An 11,659-nucleotide genomic window follows, 5' to 3' on the forward strand; every position below is an offset into this window, starting at 1 on the left:
GAACGAGCACTTCTCAGTATGCCGGGCCGGCGGCGAAATCAAACCAGGTTGAGCGCGTCGTCGACGCTGACCGACTCGATCCCGAGTGCCTCACCGACGGCATCGTTCGTCAGGCGCCCGGCGACGGTGCTGACACCGGCGCGGAGTGCGGCATTCTCCCTGGCCGCGCGGGCGAGGCCCTTCTCGGCGATCTGCAGGGTGTACGGCAAGGTCACGTTGGTGAGTGCGTACGTCGACGTGTGGGGCACCGCTCCCGGCATGTTCGCCACGCAGTAGAACACCGAGTCGTGAACCTTGAACGTGGGCTCCGCGTGGGTGGTGGGACGCGAATCCTCGAAGCAACCGCCCTGGTCGATCGCGATGTCGACGAGGACGCTGCCCGGCTTCATCCGTGAGACCAGCGAGTTCGAGATGATCTTCGGTGCCTTGGCGCCCGGGACGAGCACGGCACCGATGACGAGGTCGGCCTGCATGACTTCCTGCTCGATCGAGTAGGAGTTCGCGGCGAGGGTGCGGATCCGGCCCTGGTACATCCGGTCGGCAGCGCGCAACTTGTCGACGTTCTTGTCGAACAGGACGACGTCGGCCCAGGTGCCTGCGGCGACGGCGACGGCGTTCATGCCCGATACACCCGCACCGATCACGACGACGCGAGCCGGCAACACACCGGACACGCCGCCGATCAGTACGCCGCGGCCACCCTCCGGTCGCATGAGTGCCTGCGCACCGACGAGCGGTGCGAGCCGGCCGGCGACCTCACTCATCGGGAACAGCAGGGGCAGCGAACCGTCGGGAAGCTGAACGGTCTCGTACGCAACGGAATTGGTGCCGGCGGCGAGCAGTGCCCGGGTGCACTCTTCACCCGCAGCGAGGTGCAGGTAGGTGAACAACGTGAGGTCCGAACGCATCCGGTGGTATTCCTCGGCGATGGGCTCTTTGACCTTGAGCAGCAGTTCCGCGCTCTGCCACACCGCGTCGGCGGAGTCGAGGATCTTCGCGCCGGCGGCACCGTAGGCGTCGTCACCGATCGACGAGCCTTCCCCCGCACCGCGTTCCACGAACACGTCGTGCCCGTGGGCGACCATTTCGTGGACACCGGCGGGAGTGGCCGCCACCCGGTACTCGTGGTTCTTGACTTCCTTGGGGATACCGATCCTCATCTGAGACCTCCGTTAGCTGGGGCTGTTCGCCGCTCCGACCACATGTCGTGGTGCCCGAGCGATACCGAAGTCTGGATCACTCTGGCATGGGACCAGAAGGACCAGTTGAGCGCCGTCTACGGGGACCAGACTGGACCCATCGAATACCGCTCTTCTGGCCCTGACCTGCGGTCTGCCCCGTCGGTATGTTGTGGATCACAGCCATTCGACAACGAAGGAGATGGTCGTGGACGTCACCGAATTGCGAGCACGGGCCCGCCGGCACCTCGGACCTCATTTCACCCGCAAGGACACCTGGGAAAGCGACTTCCCGGTGTTCGTTCGTGGCGAGGGAAGCTATCTGATCGACACCGAGGGGGACCGTTTCCTCGACGGTCTGGCAGGCCTGTTCTGCGTGAACATCGGTCACGGCCGCGACGACATCGCCAAGGCGGCGAGCGAGCAGATCGGGACGCTGGCGTACGCCTCCAACTGGGGCAGCGCCCACATTCCCGCGATCGAGGCGTCCGCGCTCATCGCCGACCTGGCGCCCGGTGATCTCGGGACGACCTTCTTCGTCAACTCGGGTTCCGAGGCCGTGGAGACGGCCGTCAAATTCGCCCGGCAGTACCACCGCAGCCAGGGCAACCCGCAGCGCACCAAGATCATCAGCCGCGAGATGGCGTATCACGGAACCACTCTCGGCGCCCTCTCGGTGACACAGCTGCCCAAGATCAAAGATCCGTTCGGACCGCTGCTGCCCGGGGTCCGCTCCGTACCCAACACCCTCGGTTACCTCGGCGACTGCGGCCCGGCGAACGAGCTCGACTGCATCGCCGCGATCGAAGCCGTCATCGAGGAAGAGGGCGCCGAGACCATCGCCGCCGTGTTCGCCGAGCCGGTTCAGAACGGGCGCGGCGCCCTCGTCCCGCCGGACGGATACTGGGCCGCGCTGCGCGCGCTGTGCGACAAGCACGGGATCCTGCTGGTCTCCGACGAGGTGATCTGCTCGTTCGGCCGCCTCGGACACTGGTTCGGGCACGGGCTCACCGGTGTGGTTCCCGACATGATCACGTTCGCGAAGGGCTCCACGTCCGGATACGCGCCGCTCGGCGGCCTGATCGTGCGTGAGCAGCTGGTTCGCGAGCTCTACGACTCACCCAAGGGCGGCGTGTTCACGCACGGCGCGACGTGGGGCGGACACCCGGTGTCGACTGCGGTGGCGGTCGCGAACATCACCGCGATGCGCGACGAGAACGTGCTGGGCAACGTCTCCGCGCGCGGCCCGAAGTTGCGGTCGGCACTCGACTCGCTGATGAGCTCGCACCGCTGCGTCAAGGACGTGCGCGGCACCGGCTTCTTCTACGCGATCGAATTGATGGCCGACAGCGACAGCGGCCGGGAGTTCACCGAGCAGGAGTCGCTGACGGTGTTGCGCAAGGTGCTGCCGGAGGCGTTCGCCCGCACCAAGGTGATCCTCCGCGGCGACGACCGCGGTGCCACGATGCTGATGATCTCGCCGCCACTCGTCGCCGACGACGAGGTGCTCTCGGAACTGCTCCACGGAATCGACAGCATGCTCACCGACATCGAAAAGGCAATCCAGCCGTAGGGAACGATACGTTCCCCGATTTCCAGCGGGTGGCGGTCGTCGCGATCGACGACCGCCACCCCTCTTCGTAGTGATGGGAGAGCGAGGCCATGGCCCCGGGCGTCACCGCTGTACCACCCACCGACGTTGTACGACTGAATGATTCGTCGATGATCGACCACTGGATCGCCACGTTGCGTGGGGCGAATCGCGTCGTCGGTCTCGCGGACGGAGAAGACGAACGCGCGATCCGTGCCGCCCACCATCTGCACCACAAATGTGTCGTTTCCCCGCGGCTGTTCGGGCGGCGGGACGTCATCCGGCGCATCGCCGAGGCCGCGGATATCCCCCTGGCCGAGGAACTCGTCGTCGACCTCGCCGAGGCGGCTGCCGACCCCGCGATCCGCGACGCCGTCGAATCGGGATTCGCCAAATACCCCGACCGGATCGAGTCGGCGCTGTCCGACCCGGTGTGCCTCGCCGCGGCGGCACTGCGCGCCGGAGTGGTCGACGCCTGCGTCGCGGGCGCGAGCAGGCCGACGTCCGACGTGCTGCGGGCCGGGCTGCGCATCGTCGGTCTCGCGCCGGGTTCGAGCATCCTGTCGAGCTCGTTTCTGATGTTGCTGTCGGACGGCAGACAGTTGACGTTCTCCGACTGCGCCGTCGTACCCGACCCCACGGTCGAGGAACTGGTCGACATCGCGCTGGCTGCCAGCGCCACCCACTTCCAGCTCACCGAGCAGACTCCGATCGCGGCGATGCTGTCGTTCAGCACCCAGGGCAGCGCCAGCCACCCGCGAGTGGCGAAGGTCCGCGAGGCCGCGGACCTGGTGCGCGTCCGGGACCCGCAATTGCATGTGGACGGTGACCTGCAATTCGATGCCGCGCTGGTCGCCGAGATCGGCGCGTCCAAGGCGCCCGGTTCGCGGGTCGCCGGCCGGGCCAATGTGCTGGTTTTCCCCAATCTCGATGCCGGCAACATCGGGTACAAAATTGCCCAGCGGCTCGGGGGTGCAATAGCCTTGGGTCCCATCCTGCAAGGCTTGGCCGCACCGTGGAACGACCTGTCCCGAGGATGCACCGGCAGCGACATCGAACTGATGGCTCTGGTGAGCGCAGTCCAATCCCTGGCCACCTGAACTTCACACCTGCACGGGAACGTGCCGCCGGATCGAGAAGGGAGTCGCGATGACGATGCTCCTCATCGGTGCCCTGTGCATCGGCATCGCGTCCGTCATCGGCGGCGCCACCGGGTTCGGGACGGCACTGATCGCGACACCGGTGATGCTGATGGTCGGATTCGCCGTTCCCGAAGTGGTATTCGTCAATCTGGTGGCGGGCCTGATCACGCGGATCGGCGCCGCGTACCAGTTGCGAGAACACATCACGTGGGGACGGGTGGCGCTGCTCGGTGGTGGCAGTCTGCCCGGCGCCTGGCTGGGCGCGGTCACCCTCGGTCTGCTGCCGGAGCAGTATCTGAAGCCCGCAGCGGGAGTTGTGGTGATGCTGTGCGGGCTCGCGATGGCGTTCCCCAACCGGGCGGAAGTCACGCGTGCGCCGTCCACGACTGCGCACCTCCTCACCGGTTCCGTGGGTGGCTACCTCGGAACGACGACATCGCTCAACGGACCGCCACCGGTCCTGTTGTTGATGCGCGCGCGGTTGCCACCGATGGCTTTCATCGCCGATCTCGCAGGCTATTTCATCGTCGCGAACGTCATGGCTCTCGCTGTCCTGTGGTTCCACGACGAGATCACGGAGTCGATGTTCTGGCCGCGCCTCCCGGTGTTCGTCATCGCCGCGCTGATCGGCAACGTCACCGGGCTGGCGATCGCCCGCCGACTTCCGCCGGGGGTGTTTCGTTCCGCGGTCATCGTGCTGGTGATCGCGGCCGGTGCGGCGACCTGCCTTCTCGGATGACGGCCGCTCAGGGCTCGGCACCGACCCGTCGGACCAGACGCACCAGTTCTCCCGCGGGACCGTCGAGCTGACGCGCGCCCCGCCACACGGCGCGCAGCACCCTGTCGAGCTCGAGGCCGTCGACGTCGATCACCTTCAGTTCTCCGGCGCCGACCTGCTCCGCCACCGCGAGGGTACTCATCACCGCGGGGCCGACTCCGGCCAGCACGCTGGTGCGAATTGCGGCGGCGCTGCCCAGCTCGAGAAGTGGTGCCGCCCGGTCGTATTCCTGTAATGCCACGTCGAGGGTGGTTCGCGTGCCGGATCCCGGCTCGCGGACCAAGAGCGGTGTCAGCGCCAACTCGGCGACGGTCAGCGCCTTCCGTCGCCGGGCCCACGGGTGGATGGGATGAACGACGACGACCAACCGGTCACGCGCCACCGTGAGACTCTTCAACGGTCGCGGCACCGTCGGCGATTCGACGAACCCGACGTCGCAGATCCTGCTGTTGATCCGCTCGAACACCTGAGTCGAGTTGTGCACCTGCAGGTGAATGGTCACGTCGGAGTGCAAGCGGCGAAACTGCCCCAGCCATCCTGGCATCAGGTGTTCCGCGACCGTCATGCTGGCACCCACCGTCAACTCGGCGGCGCGTTCCGCGCGCAGTCCCTCGGCCACGTCGAGCAGCCGGCGCGTATCGGAGAGCACCCGGCGCGCCCAGTGCGCGATCACGGTTCCCTGCGGTGTCAGTATCGAGCCCGTCGGGCTGCGCTGCAGCAGCGTCATGCCGAACTGACGCTCGAGTTGCTTGATGGCGCGACTGGCATTCGGCTGCGCCATTCCGGCGAGTCTGGCGGCAGCACTGAGGCTTCCGTGGTCGTCGACGCCGACGAGCAACTCGAGAACGGGGAACTCGGGCCATCTGCGGGACATGCATCGAGTATATGACCCTGGCGCAAGACATATCACACTGATATGTGTTCATGTCGAGATGACGGCTACCGGAGACGGCCGCGGTGACGGACCGTGGATCCATGAGTAGTCAACTGAGCGAGAAGTCCGAGGAACAGCGCGTCGAGAGCCCGGCAACGCTGCCGCGACTGCAGACCGCCACGGCCACTCTCCTGCCGGGTCTGGCGCTGTGCGCCGTCGCCACCGCCGTCGCCATGGGTGTCGGCCGGTTCCTTCCGACGGTGAGCCCGCTGCTCATCGCCATCGTGCTCGGCGCCGTGCTGTCGAACGTCGTGCACCTGCCCGAACGCCTGCGCCCCGGCCTGCAGTTCTCCGCCAAGAAGCTGCTGCGGGTGGGGATTGCCCTCCTCGGACTCCAGTTGATGCTGAGCGACATCCTCGGACTGGGCTGGGGCGTCATCGTCGTGGTGGTGTCGATCGTCTGTCTGGGCATCGTGGGAACGATGTTCGCGGGCAAGCTGCTCGGCCTCAGCTGGACTCAGCGGCTGCTCATCGCCTGCGGATTCTCGATCTGCGGCGCGGCCGCGGTGGCGGCGGTGGACGGTGTCGTGGACGCCGACGAGGAAGAGGTGATCACCGCGGTCGCGCTCGTCGTCATCTTCGGCACGCTCATGATCCCGGCGATCCCACTGCTGTCGCGGGCGCTGGGACTCTCCGACACCGACGCCGGCCTGTGGGCGGGCGGATCCATCCACGAGGTCGCCCAGGTGGTCGCCGCGGGCGGCGCGATCGGTGGTGCCGCATTGGGCGTGGCCGCGGTGGTCAAACTCGCCCGCGTCCTCATGCTCGCCCCGGTCATGGCCGTCCTCAGCGTGCGCCAGCGCAGGCTCGCCGGCACCGACGCCGACGTGAAGCGGCCGCCGCTCGTCCCGCTCTTCGTCCTCGCCTTCCTCGCCTGCGTCGGCCTGCGGTCGTCCGGCCTGCTGCCCACGGGCCTGCTCGCCGAGGCCAAGATCGTGCAGACCGCCCTCCTCACCGCCGCGATGTTCGCCCTCGGCGCCGGCGTTCAGATCGCCACGATCAAGAAGGTCGGCGCACGACCCTTCGTGCTCGCAGGCATCTCCACCGTCTGGGTCGCGTCGATCGCCCTGGTCGGGGTCCTGCTCGCGGGGTGATACCGCTACCCACCCCCTTCGCCCCCGTCGCCTCCCCCGCCGCGACGAACGGGACGCTCGTCGCGTCAGATCGAATGAGCGTCCCGTTCGTTCGGCGGGGGCCGTCGTCCGGGGGCCTGACAATCACAGTGCAGTTGCAGCGACCTGTTCCCGGCGCGTCAACACGAGCGGCGCGCCGTCGGTGATCGCGATGGTGTGTTCACTGTGCGAGGTGCGCGATCCATCCGCCGAGCGGATGGTCCACCCGTCGGGGTCGTAGACGATCTTGTCCGTGCCGGCGGCGAACCACGGTTCGAGGGCGAGGGTCAGCCCCGGGCGCAGTGTGAGTCCTCGGCCCGCACGTCCTGTGTTCGATACGTGCGGATCTTCGTGCATGGTCCGCCCGAGCCCGTGACCACCGAACTCGGTGTTGACCGGGTACCCGTACTCGGCGGCGACCGCGCCGATCGCCGCAGACACATCGCCCAGTCGGTTGCCGGGTAACGCGGCGGCGATTCCGGCTGCCAGGGCCTTTTCGGTGGCTTCGATGAGGCGCGCGTCCTCGGGTCGTGGATTGCCGACGAGGATGCTGCGGGCACAATCGGCGACCCACCCGTCGATGGACACTGCGATGTCCATGCTCAGCAGGTCCCCGTCCTGCAGCACGTTGTCGTGCGGCAGGCCGTGTAGTACCGCGTCGTTGACCGACAGGCAGATGACGTTGCGGAACGGTCCGCGCCCGAATGACGGCGCATAGTCCCAGTAGCACGACGTGGCGCCGCGCTGGGCGATCAACTGGCGGGCTCGGTCTTCGAGCTCGAGCAGATTCACGCCCGGTTCGGCGCGGTGTTCGAGATCGTCGAGCAACTCGGCGATGAATGTGCCGGTGACGTCCATCGCAGCGACCTCGCGGGGTGTTTTCAGTTCCAGCACCAACTACTCCTCTTCGTACGTGCAAACTCGGTATTAAAATACCACTCTAGACCGCGGGCTGGGATTTTCATACCGCTGCAGGGTTAGACTGCTCGCATGGTGCGTCTCCCTCTGACCCCGGAACAGCTGGCCGCAGGCAAGCGCCTCGGTCATCAGCTACGGCAGGCGCGGGGTGATCGCACCCTCGCCGAGGTCGCGCAGGAGGCCGGGATCTCTCCGGAGACTCTTCGGAAGATCGAGACCGGGCGGATGGCGACACCCGCATTCACGACTGTCGCGGCCCTCGCCCGGGTGCTTCCCCTGTCGCTCGACGAGCTCGCCGACATCTGCCTTGCCCACACCGGCCTCCGGCAAACCGGGTAACAATTTTCCAGCTCGACCAGCGCTGCCCGCACACAGGATTCAGATCCGAGGCGGGTGGCATGCGCAGCCCTCGGGTGCTGTGGCCGGATGCAAGTGATAGAAGTTCTAGCCATGATCCTCCCGAAGGTCCGAGACCCTCGCTTCGTCACGATTCGGCGCGGTGGGACGCTCACCGACTCGGATCATCAGCTTCTGGCCCTATGGGCGGCATTGTGCGCGGAGCACGTCCTCAACCTGTTCGAGTCGGCTCGGCCGGAGGACACACGACCGCGTGAGGCGATCGAGCGTGCCCGCGCGTGGGTGCGTGGCGAGGTCAAGATGATGCAGGCCCGCGCGGCGGGCGGCCATGCGATGGGCGCGGCCAGGGACCTGCGCGGAGCGGCACGGCACGCTGCATACGCTGCCGGGCAGGCCGGAGCCGTCGCGCATGTCGCAGCGCACGAACTCGGTGCTGCCGCCTATGCGATCAAAGCCGCACGCGCTGCCGCGCCGGAGGGTGAGGGCGAGGCCGCCGGACGACGTGAGTGCAGGTGGCAGCGTGACCAGCTCCCTGAGGCGATTCGCGAGCTCGTACTCGACGACCAGCGGTTGCGGAACGACATCTGCTGGTCGGTGTTCGACTGCTGAGGGCACCCACTCGCATCCGAAAGTTGAAGCAGTCTTGCACATACAACCAATCGGTTGTATGTTCTGGGTGTGTCAGAAACAGATGAGGATCAGGCCGATGCCCTGTTCCACGCGCTGTCCGACCGAACGAGGCGCGACATCATGCGTCGCGTGCTGGCCGGCGAGCATTCCGTCTCGGCACTGGCAGCGAATTACGACATGAGTTTCGCTGCGGTACAGAAGCACGTCGCCGTCCTCCAGAAGTCCGGCCTACTCGTCAAACGACGCAGCGGCCGTGAACAACTCGCCACGGGCGATGTGGAAGCAGTCCGCGCAGTGTCGTCCATGCTGGCCGAGCTGGAACAGGTCTGGCGTGGGCGTATCGCACGCATCGACGAATTGATCGCAACGCAACCCCAACGGAAGGAATGAACGATGCCTGTCACCCATGTCAGCCACGACATCGATGCACTGACCCTGACCATCACTGCCGAGTTCGCCGCCCCCCGAGCGCGGATCTGGCAGATCTATGCCGATCCTCGTCAGCTCGAAAAGATCTGGGGTCCACCGACGTACCCGGCGACAGTGGTCGACCATGAGTTCGCCCCCGGCGGGCGGGTCACCTACTACATGACCGGTCCCGAGGGCGACAAGCATGCGGGTTACTGGAACATCATCTCCGTCGACGAGCCGACCGGCTTCACCTTCACCGACGGATTCGCCGACGCGGATTTCACGCCGATCGAATCGATGCCAGTGTCCACCAACGAGTTCTCCTTCCAGGACAAGGACGGCAGCACCATCGCCACCTACGTCAGCACCTACGCAACCGCCGAAGGCCTCCAGCAGGTGCTCGACATGGGCGTGGTGGAGGGTGCCTCGCAGGCGATCGGCCAGATTGACGACCTCATCAAGGCGTGAGCCTGTCGGTTCACCGCACAGGGCCATCTCGCCGCCTCGCCTTCCACGGGCGAGGCGGCGAGCCGGCACGAAGGTCGCGGCACTTCTGTTGCGACCACGCGTCGTAGGCCAGCACAACGCTGTGGTCAATCCGGCGCCGATGAGTTTCGCGGTGGTGCCCAGTCTGTACCTACACCGATCGACACCGCACTCGAGGAGAACGACATGACCGCGACCTACACCTTCGACGTCTTTTCCAGCCTCGACGGCTACGGCGCCGCCGGCGGCGACTGGACCGGCTACTGGGGCAAGCAAGGCCCCGAGTTGCTCGACCATCGTCTCGACCTGTACGGCGCGGAGCAGCGGATGGTCTTCGGAGCCAACACGTATCGGGTGTTCGCGCAGATGCTGGCCGCGAGCACCGAGGAGTCCGACGTGCGCGATCCATGGGTCACTCGGATGAGGAGCCTGCCGGCAACGGTGGTGTCGACGACACTGGAAGGACCCCTCGACTGGCCGGACGCGACCGTCGTGAGCGGTGACGCCGTCGACGTCGTAGCCAGGCTCAAGGAGGAGTCCGAGGTGCCGTTGCGCTCGCACGGCAGCCTGTCGATGAATCGGGCGCTGATGGCCGCCGGCCTGGTGGATCGCTTGCAGGTGACGCTCTTCCCTGTCATCACCGCTCAGACCGGGCTGGACCCGATCTTCCGGGGTGGGGCCGACTTCGACCTGGAGCTGCTCGAGAACCGGACGCTCGACGGTCACATCCAAGAACTCATCTACCGGCCCACCCTCCATTGACCTGCACTCACCTGCCCGCGGCAGGATAACCGCGCCACACCGTCATCCCCCGGTCCGCTCGACCAGCTCCTGGGCCGCCGACTCGGCGTCCATCGTCTTCCTGGCGCTGGCGAGGTATTCCTCGGTCACCCCGTCGACGATCCGGACACTCGCCCGTCCGCGTATCGACAGGGCTCGGGCCGCTCCATGCGTGTTCACCCTCCGTCGTGGCGCGACGCTCATGCCTCGCGACGAACGGGACGCTCGTTACGTCAGATCGAACCAGCGTCCCGCTCGGTCGGCCGGGTCGCGGGGTGCCCAGGCCAATTTTTGATCAAGGCTTTCATTATTTTGTGATCCGGGTTACTGTGGCCACCATCAATCAAACCTTTGATTAGTTAGGTGGATCGCATGAGCCCCACAAGCTTCGCTTCGTCGGCCGACCTCGGTGAGAAGGAGCAGACCCTCGAGGTCCTCGCCGACGGCGTGTACGCCCTCACCGCCGAGGGGGATCCCAACATCGGTGCCATCGAGGGCGAGGACTTCGTCGTCTGCTTCGAGGCGCTCGCCACCCCGGTGGCCGCCCAGGACTGGTTGCGCAAGCTGCGCGAGCACACCGACAAGCCGGTCCGGTACCTGGTGCTCTCGCACTACCATGCCGTCCGCGTGCTCGGCGCGTCCGCGTTCGACGCCGAGACCATCGTGTCGCACGAGACCACCCGCGCCCTCATCGAAGAGCGTGGAAAGGAAGACTGGGCAAGCGAATTCGGACGCATGCCGCGCCTGGCCAAGGCCGCCGACTCCGTGCCCGGGCTGACCTGGCCCACCCTGACGTTCGCCGACAAGCTCACCATCGACCTCGGCGGCGGCCGCGGCGACCTCGTGCTCCAGCACTTCGGCCGCGGACACACCGAAGGCGACATCACCGCGTGGCTGCCGAAGCAGAAGATCCTCTTCGCCGGCGACCTCGTCGAGGCGCAGGCCGCGCTCTACACCGGCGACGCCTTCCACCGCGACTGGTCCACCGGCACCCTCGACCGGATCAAGGCGCTCGGCGCGGAGGTCCTCATCGGCGGACGCGGCGCCGTCTCCCACGGGCGGGAGGCCGTCGACGCCGCCATCGAGCAGACCCGCCACTTCATCGAGGTCATGCTGGCCGAGGTCGGGGCGGTGCAGCAGCGCGGCGGCACCCTGAAGGAAGCGTTCGAAGCCACCCACGCCGCACTGAACGAGCAGTACGGGCACTGGCCGATCTTCGAACACTGCCTCCCGTTCGACGTCTCCCGCGTGTGGGACGAGCTGTCGGGCATCGAACGGCCCGTCATCTGGACCGCCGAGCGTGACCGCGAGGTCTGGGACCAGTTGCAGGGCTGAAGTCCGT

At 66.8% G+C, this 11,659-nt stretch carries 14 protein-coding genes; 10 read left to right on the plus strand and 4 right to left on the minus strand.

Going from position 1 to position 11,659, the window contains the following annotated elements:
• Positions 1-38 precede the first annotated feature (38 nt).
• Positions 39-1,160 (minus strand): alanine dehydrogenase, encoded by a 1,122-nt coding sequence (ald, locus tag HGB39_RS20455; RefSeq protein ID WP_005561841.1) that lies wholly within the window; start codon positions 1,158-1,160, stop codon positions 39-41.
• Positions 1,161-1,380: 220 nt separating this feature from the next.
• On the opposite strand from ald, the gene HGB39_RS20460 reads away from it, so the two are divergent.
• The 3 genes from HGB39_RS20460 to HGB39_RS20470 all read left to right on the plus strand — a co-directional run bounded on the left by HGB39_RS20460 (position 1,381) and on the right by HGB39_RS20470 (position 4,650).
• Positions 1,381-2,751, plus strand: coding sequence for an aspartate aminotransferase family protein (locus HGB39_RS20460; protein ID WP_005254320.1), 1,371 nt, complete (start codon positions 1,381-1,383; stop codon positions 2,749-2,751).
• 149 nt (positions 2,752-2,900) lie between these two features.
• Positions 2,901-3,869 (plus strand): phosphotransacetylase, encoded by a 969-nt coding sequence (locus HGB39_RS20465; protein WP_247607462.1) that lies wholly within the window; start codon positions 2,901-2,903, stop codon positions 3,867-3,869.
• A 49-nt stretch (positions 3,870-3,918) separates the two neighbouring features.
• Positions 3,919-4,650 carry a sulfite exporter TauE/SafE family protein gene (locus tag HGB39_RS20470; protein WP_005561843.1) on the plus strand — a complete coding sequence of 244 codons (732 nt, stop codon included), beginning with the start codon at positions 3,919-3,921 and terminating at the stop codon, positions 4,648-4,650.
• Between the two features lie 7 nt (positions 4,651-4,657).
• Here HGB39_RS20470 and HGB39_RS20475 read toward each other — a convergent pair whose 3' ends face one another.
• The gene (locus tag HGB39_RS20475; RefSeq protein WP_005561844.1) at positions 4,658-5,563 is read right to left on the minus strand and encodes a LysR family transcriptional regulator; all 906 of its coding nucleotides are present in this window, start codon (positions 5,561-5,563) and stop codon (positions 4,658-4,660) included.
• 101 nt (positions 5,564-5,664) lie between these two features.
• Here HGB39_RS20475 and HGB39_RS20480 point away from each other — a divergent pair, with 101 nt between their 5' ends.
• A complete protein-coding gene (locus HGB39_RS20480) occupies positions 5,665-6,717 on the plus strand; it encodes a YeiH family protein (RefSeq protein ID WP_005561845.1) in 1,053 nt (350 codons plus the stop codon).
• A 123-nt stretch (positions 6,718-6,840) separates the two neighbouring features.
• Here HGB39_RS20480 and map read toward each other — a convergent pair whose 3' ends face one another.
• Positions 6,841-7,629 (minus strand): type I methionyl aminopeptidase, encoded by a 789-nt coding sequence (gene map / locus HGB39_RS20485; RefSeq protein ID WP_005561847.1) that lies wholly within the window; start codon positions 7,627-7,629, stop codon positions 6,841-6,843.
• A gap of 96 nt (positions 7,630-7,725) precedes the next feature.
• Here map and HGB39_RS20490 point away from each other — a divergent pair, with 96 nt between their 5' ends.
• The 5 genes from HGB39_RS20490 (at position 7,726) to HGB39_RS20510 (ending at position 10,299) form a co-directional block, all read left to right on the plus strand.
• Positions 7,726-7,992, plus strand: coding sequence for a helix-turn-helix domain-containing protein (locus HGB39_RS20490; protein ID WP_005254325.1), 267 nt, complete (start codon positions 7,726-7,728; stop codon positions 7,990-7,992).
• 111 nt (positions 7,993-8,103) lie between these two features.
• Positions 8,104-8,619, plus strand: coding sequence for a putative immunity protein (locus HGB39_RS20495; RefSeq protein WP_005561849.1), 516 nt, complete (start codon positions 8,104-8,106; stop codon positions 8,617-8,619).
• Between the two features lie 69 nt (positions 8,620-8,688).
• Positions 8,689-9,030, plus strand: coding sequence for an ArsR/SmtB family transcription factor (locus HGB39_RS20500; protein ID WP_005561850.1), 342 nt, complete (start codon positions 8,689-8,691; stop codon positions 9,028-9,030).
• Between the two features lie 3 nt (positions 9,031-9,033).
• Positions 9,034-9,519, plus strand: a complete 486-nt coding sequence (locus tag HGB39_RS20505; RefSeq protein WP_005254328.1) for an SRPBCC family protein — start codon at positions 9,034-9,036, stop codon at positions 9,517-9,519.
• Positions 9,520-9,723: 204 nt separating this feature from the next.
• The gene (locus HGB39_RS20510; protein ID WP_005570710.1) at positions 9,724-10,299 is read left to right on the plus strand and encodes a dihydrofolate reductase family protein; all 576 of its coding nucleotides are present in this window, start codon (positions 9,724-9,726) and stop codon (positions 10,297-10,299) included.
• A gap of 42 nt (positions 10,300-10,341) precedes the next feature.
• On the opposite strand, the gene HGB39_RS20515 is transcribed toward HGB39_RS20510, so the two are convergent.
• Positions 10,342-10,497, minus strand: a complete 156-nt coding sequence (locus HGB39_RS20515; protein ID WP_005570711.1) for a hypothetical protein — start codon at positions 10,495-10,497, stop codon at positions 10,342-10,344.
• Between the two features lie 192 nt (positions 10,498-10,689).
• On the opposite strand from HGB39_RS20515, the gene HGB39_RS20520 reads away from it, so the two are divergent.
• Positions 10,690-11,652 carry an MBL fold metallo-hydrolase gene (locus HGB39_RS20520; RefSeq protein WP_005249229.1) on the plus strand — a complete coding sequence of 321 codons (963 nt, stop codon included), beginning with the start codon at positions 10,690-10,692 and terminating at the stop codon, positions 11,650-11,652.
• Positions 11,653-11,659: the final 7 nt, after the last annotated feature.

The organism is Rhodococcus opacus (assembly GCF_012396235.1).
In the GTDB taxonomy this organism is placed as follows: Bacteria; Actinomycetota; Actinomycetes; order Mycobacteriales; family Mycobacteriaceae; genus Rhodococcus_F; species Rhodococcus_F opacus.

Bases quoted from the DNA above. Each gene is read 5' to 3' on its own strand.
- ald (WP_005561841.1), bottom strand. From the start codon at position 1,160: ATGAGGATCGGTATCCCCAAGGAAGTCAAGAACCACGAGTACCGGGTG.
- HGB39_RS20460 (WP_005254320.1), top strand. From the start codon at position 1,381: ATGGTCGTGGACGTCACCGAATTGCGAGCACGGGCCCGCCGGCACCTC.
- HGB39_RS20465 (WP_247607462.1), top strand. From the start codon at position 2,901: ATGATCGACCACTGGATCGCCACGTTGCGTGGGGCGAATCGCGTCGTC.
- HGB39_RS20470 (WP_005561843.1), top strand. From the start codon at position 3,919: ATGACGATGCTCCTCATCGGTGCCCTGTGCATCGGCATCGCGTCCGTC.
- HGB39_RS20475 (WP_005561844.1), bottom strand. From the start codon at position 5,563: ATGTCCCGCAGATGGCCCGAGTTCCCCGTTCTCGAGTTGCTCGTCGGC.
- HGB39_RS20480 (WP_005561845.1), top strand. From the start codon at position 5,665: ATGAGTAGTCAACTGAGCGAGAAGTCCGAGGAACAGCGCGTCGAGAGC.
- HGB39_RS20490 (WP_005254325.1), top strand. From the start codon at position 7,726: ATGGTGCGTCTCCCTCTGACCCCGGAACAGCTGGCCGCAGGCAAGCGC.
- HGB39_RS20495 (WP_005561849.1), top strand. From the start codon at position 8,104: ATGATCCTCCCGAAGGTCCGAGACCCTCGCTTCGTCACGATTCGGCGC.
- HGB39_RS20505 (WP_005254328.1), top strand. From the start codon at position 9,034: ATGCCTGTCACCCATGTCAGCCACGACATCGATGCACTGACCCTGACC.
- HGB39_RS20510 (WP_005570710.1), top strand. From the start codon at position 9,724: ATGACCGCGACCTACACCTTCGACGTCTTTTCCAGCCTCGACGGCTAC.
- HGB39_RS20520 (WP_005249229.1), top strand. From the start codon at position 10,690: ATGAGCCCCACAAGCTTCGCTTCGTCGGCCGACCTCGGTGAGAAGGAG.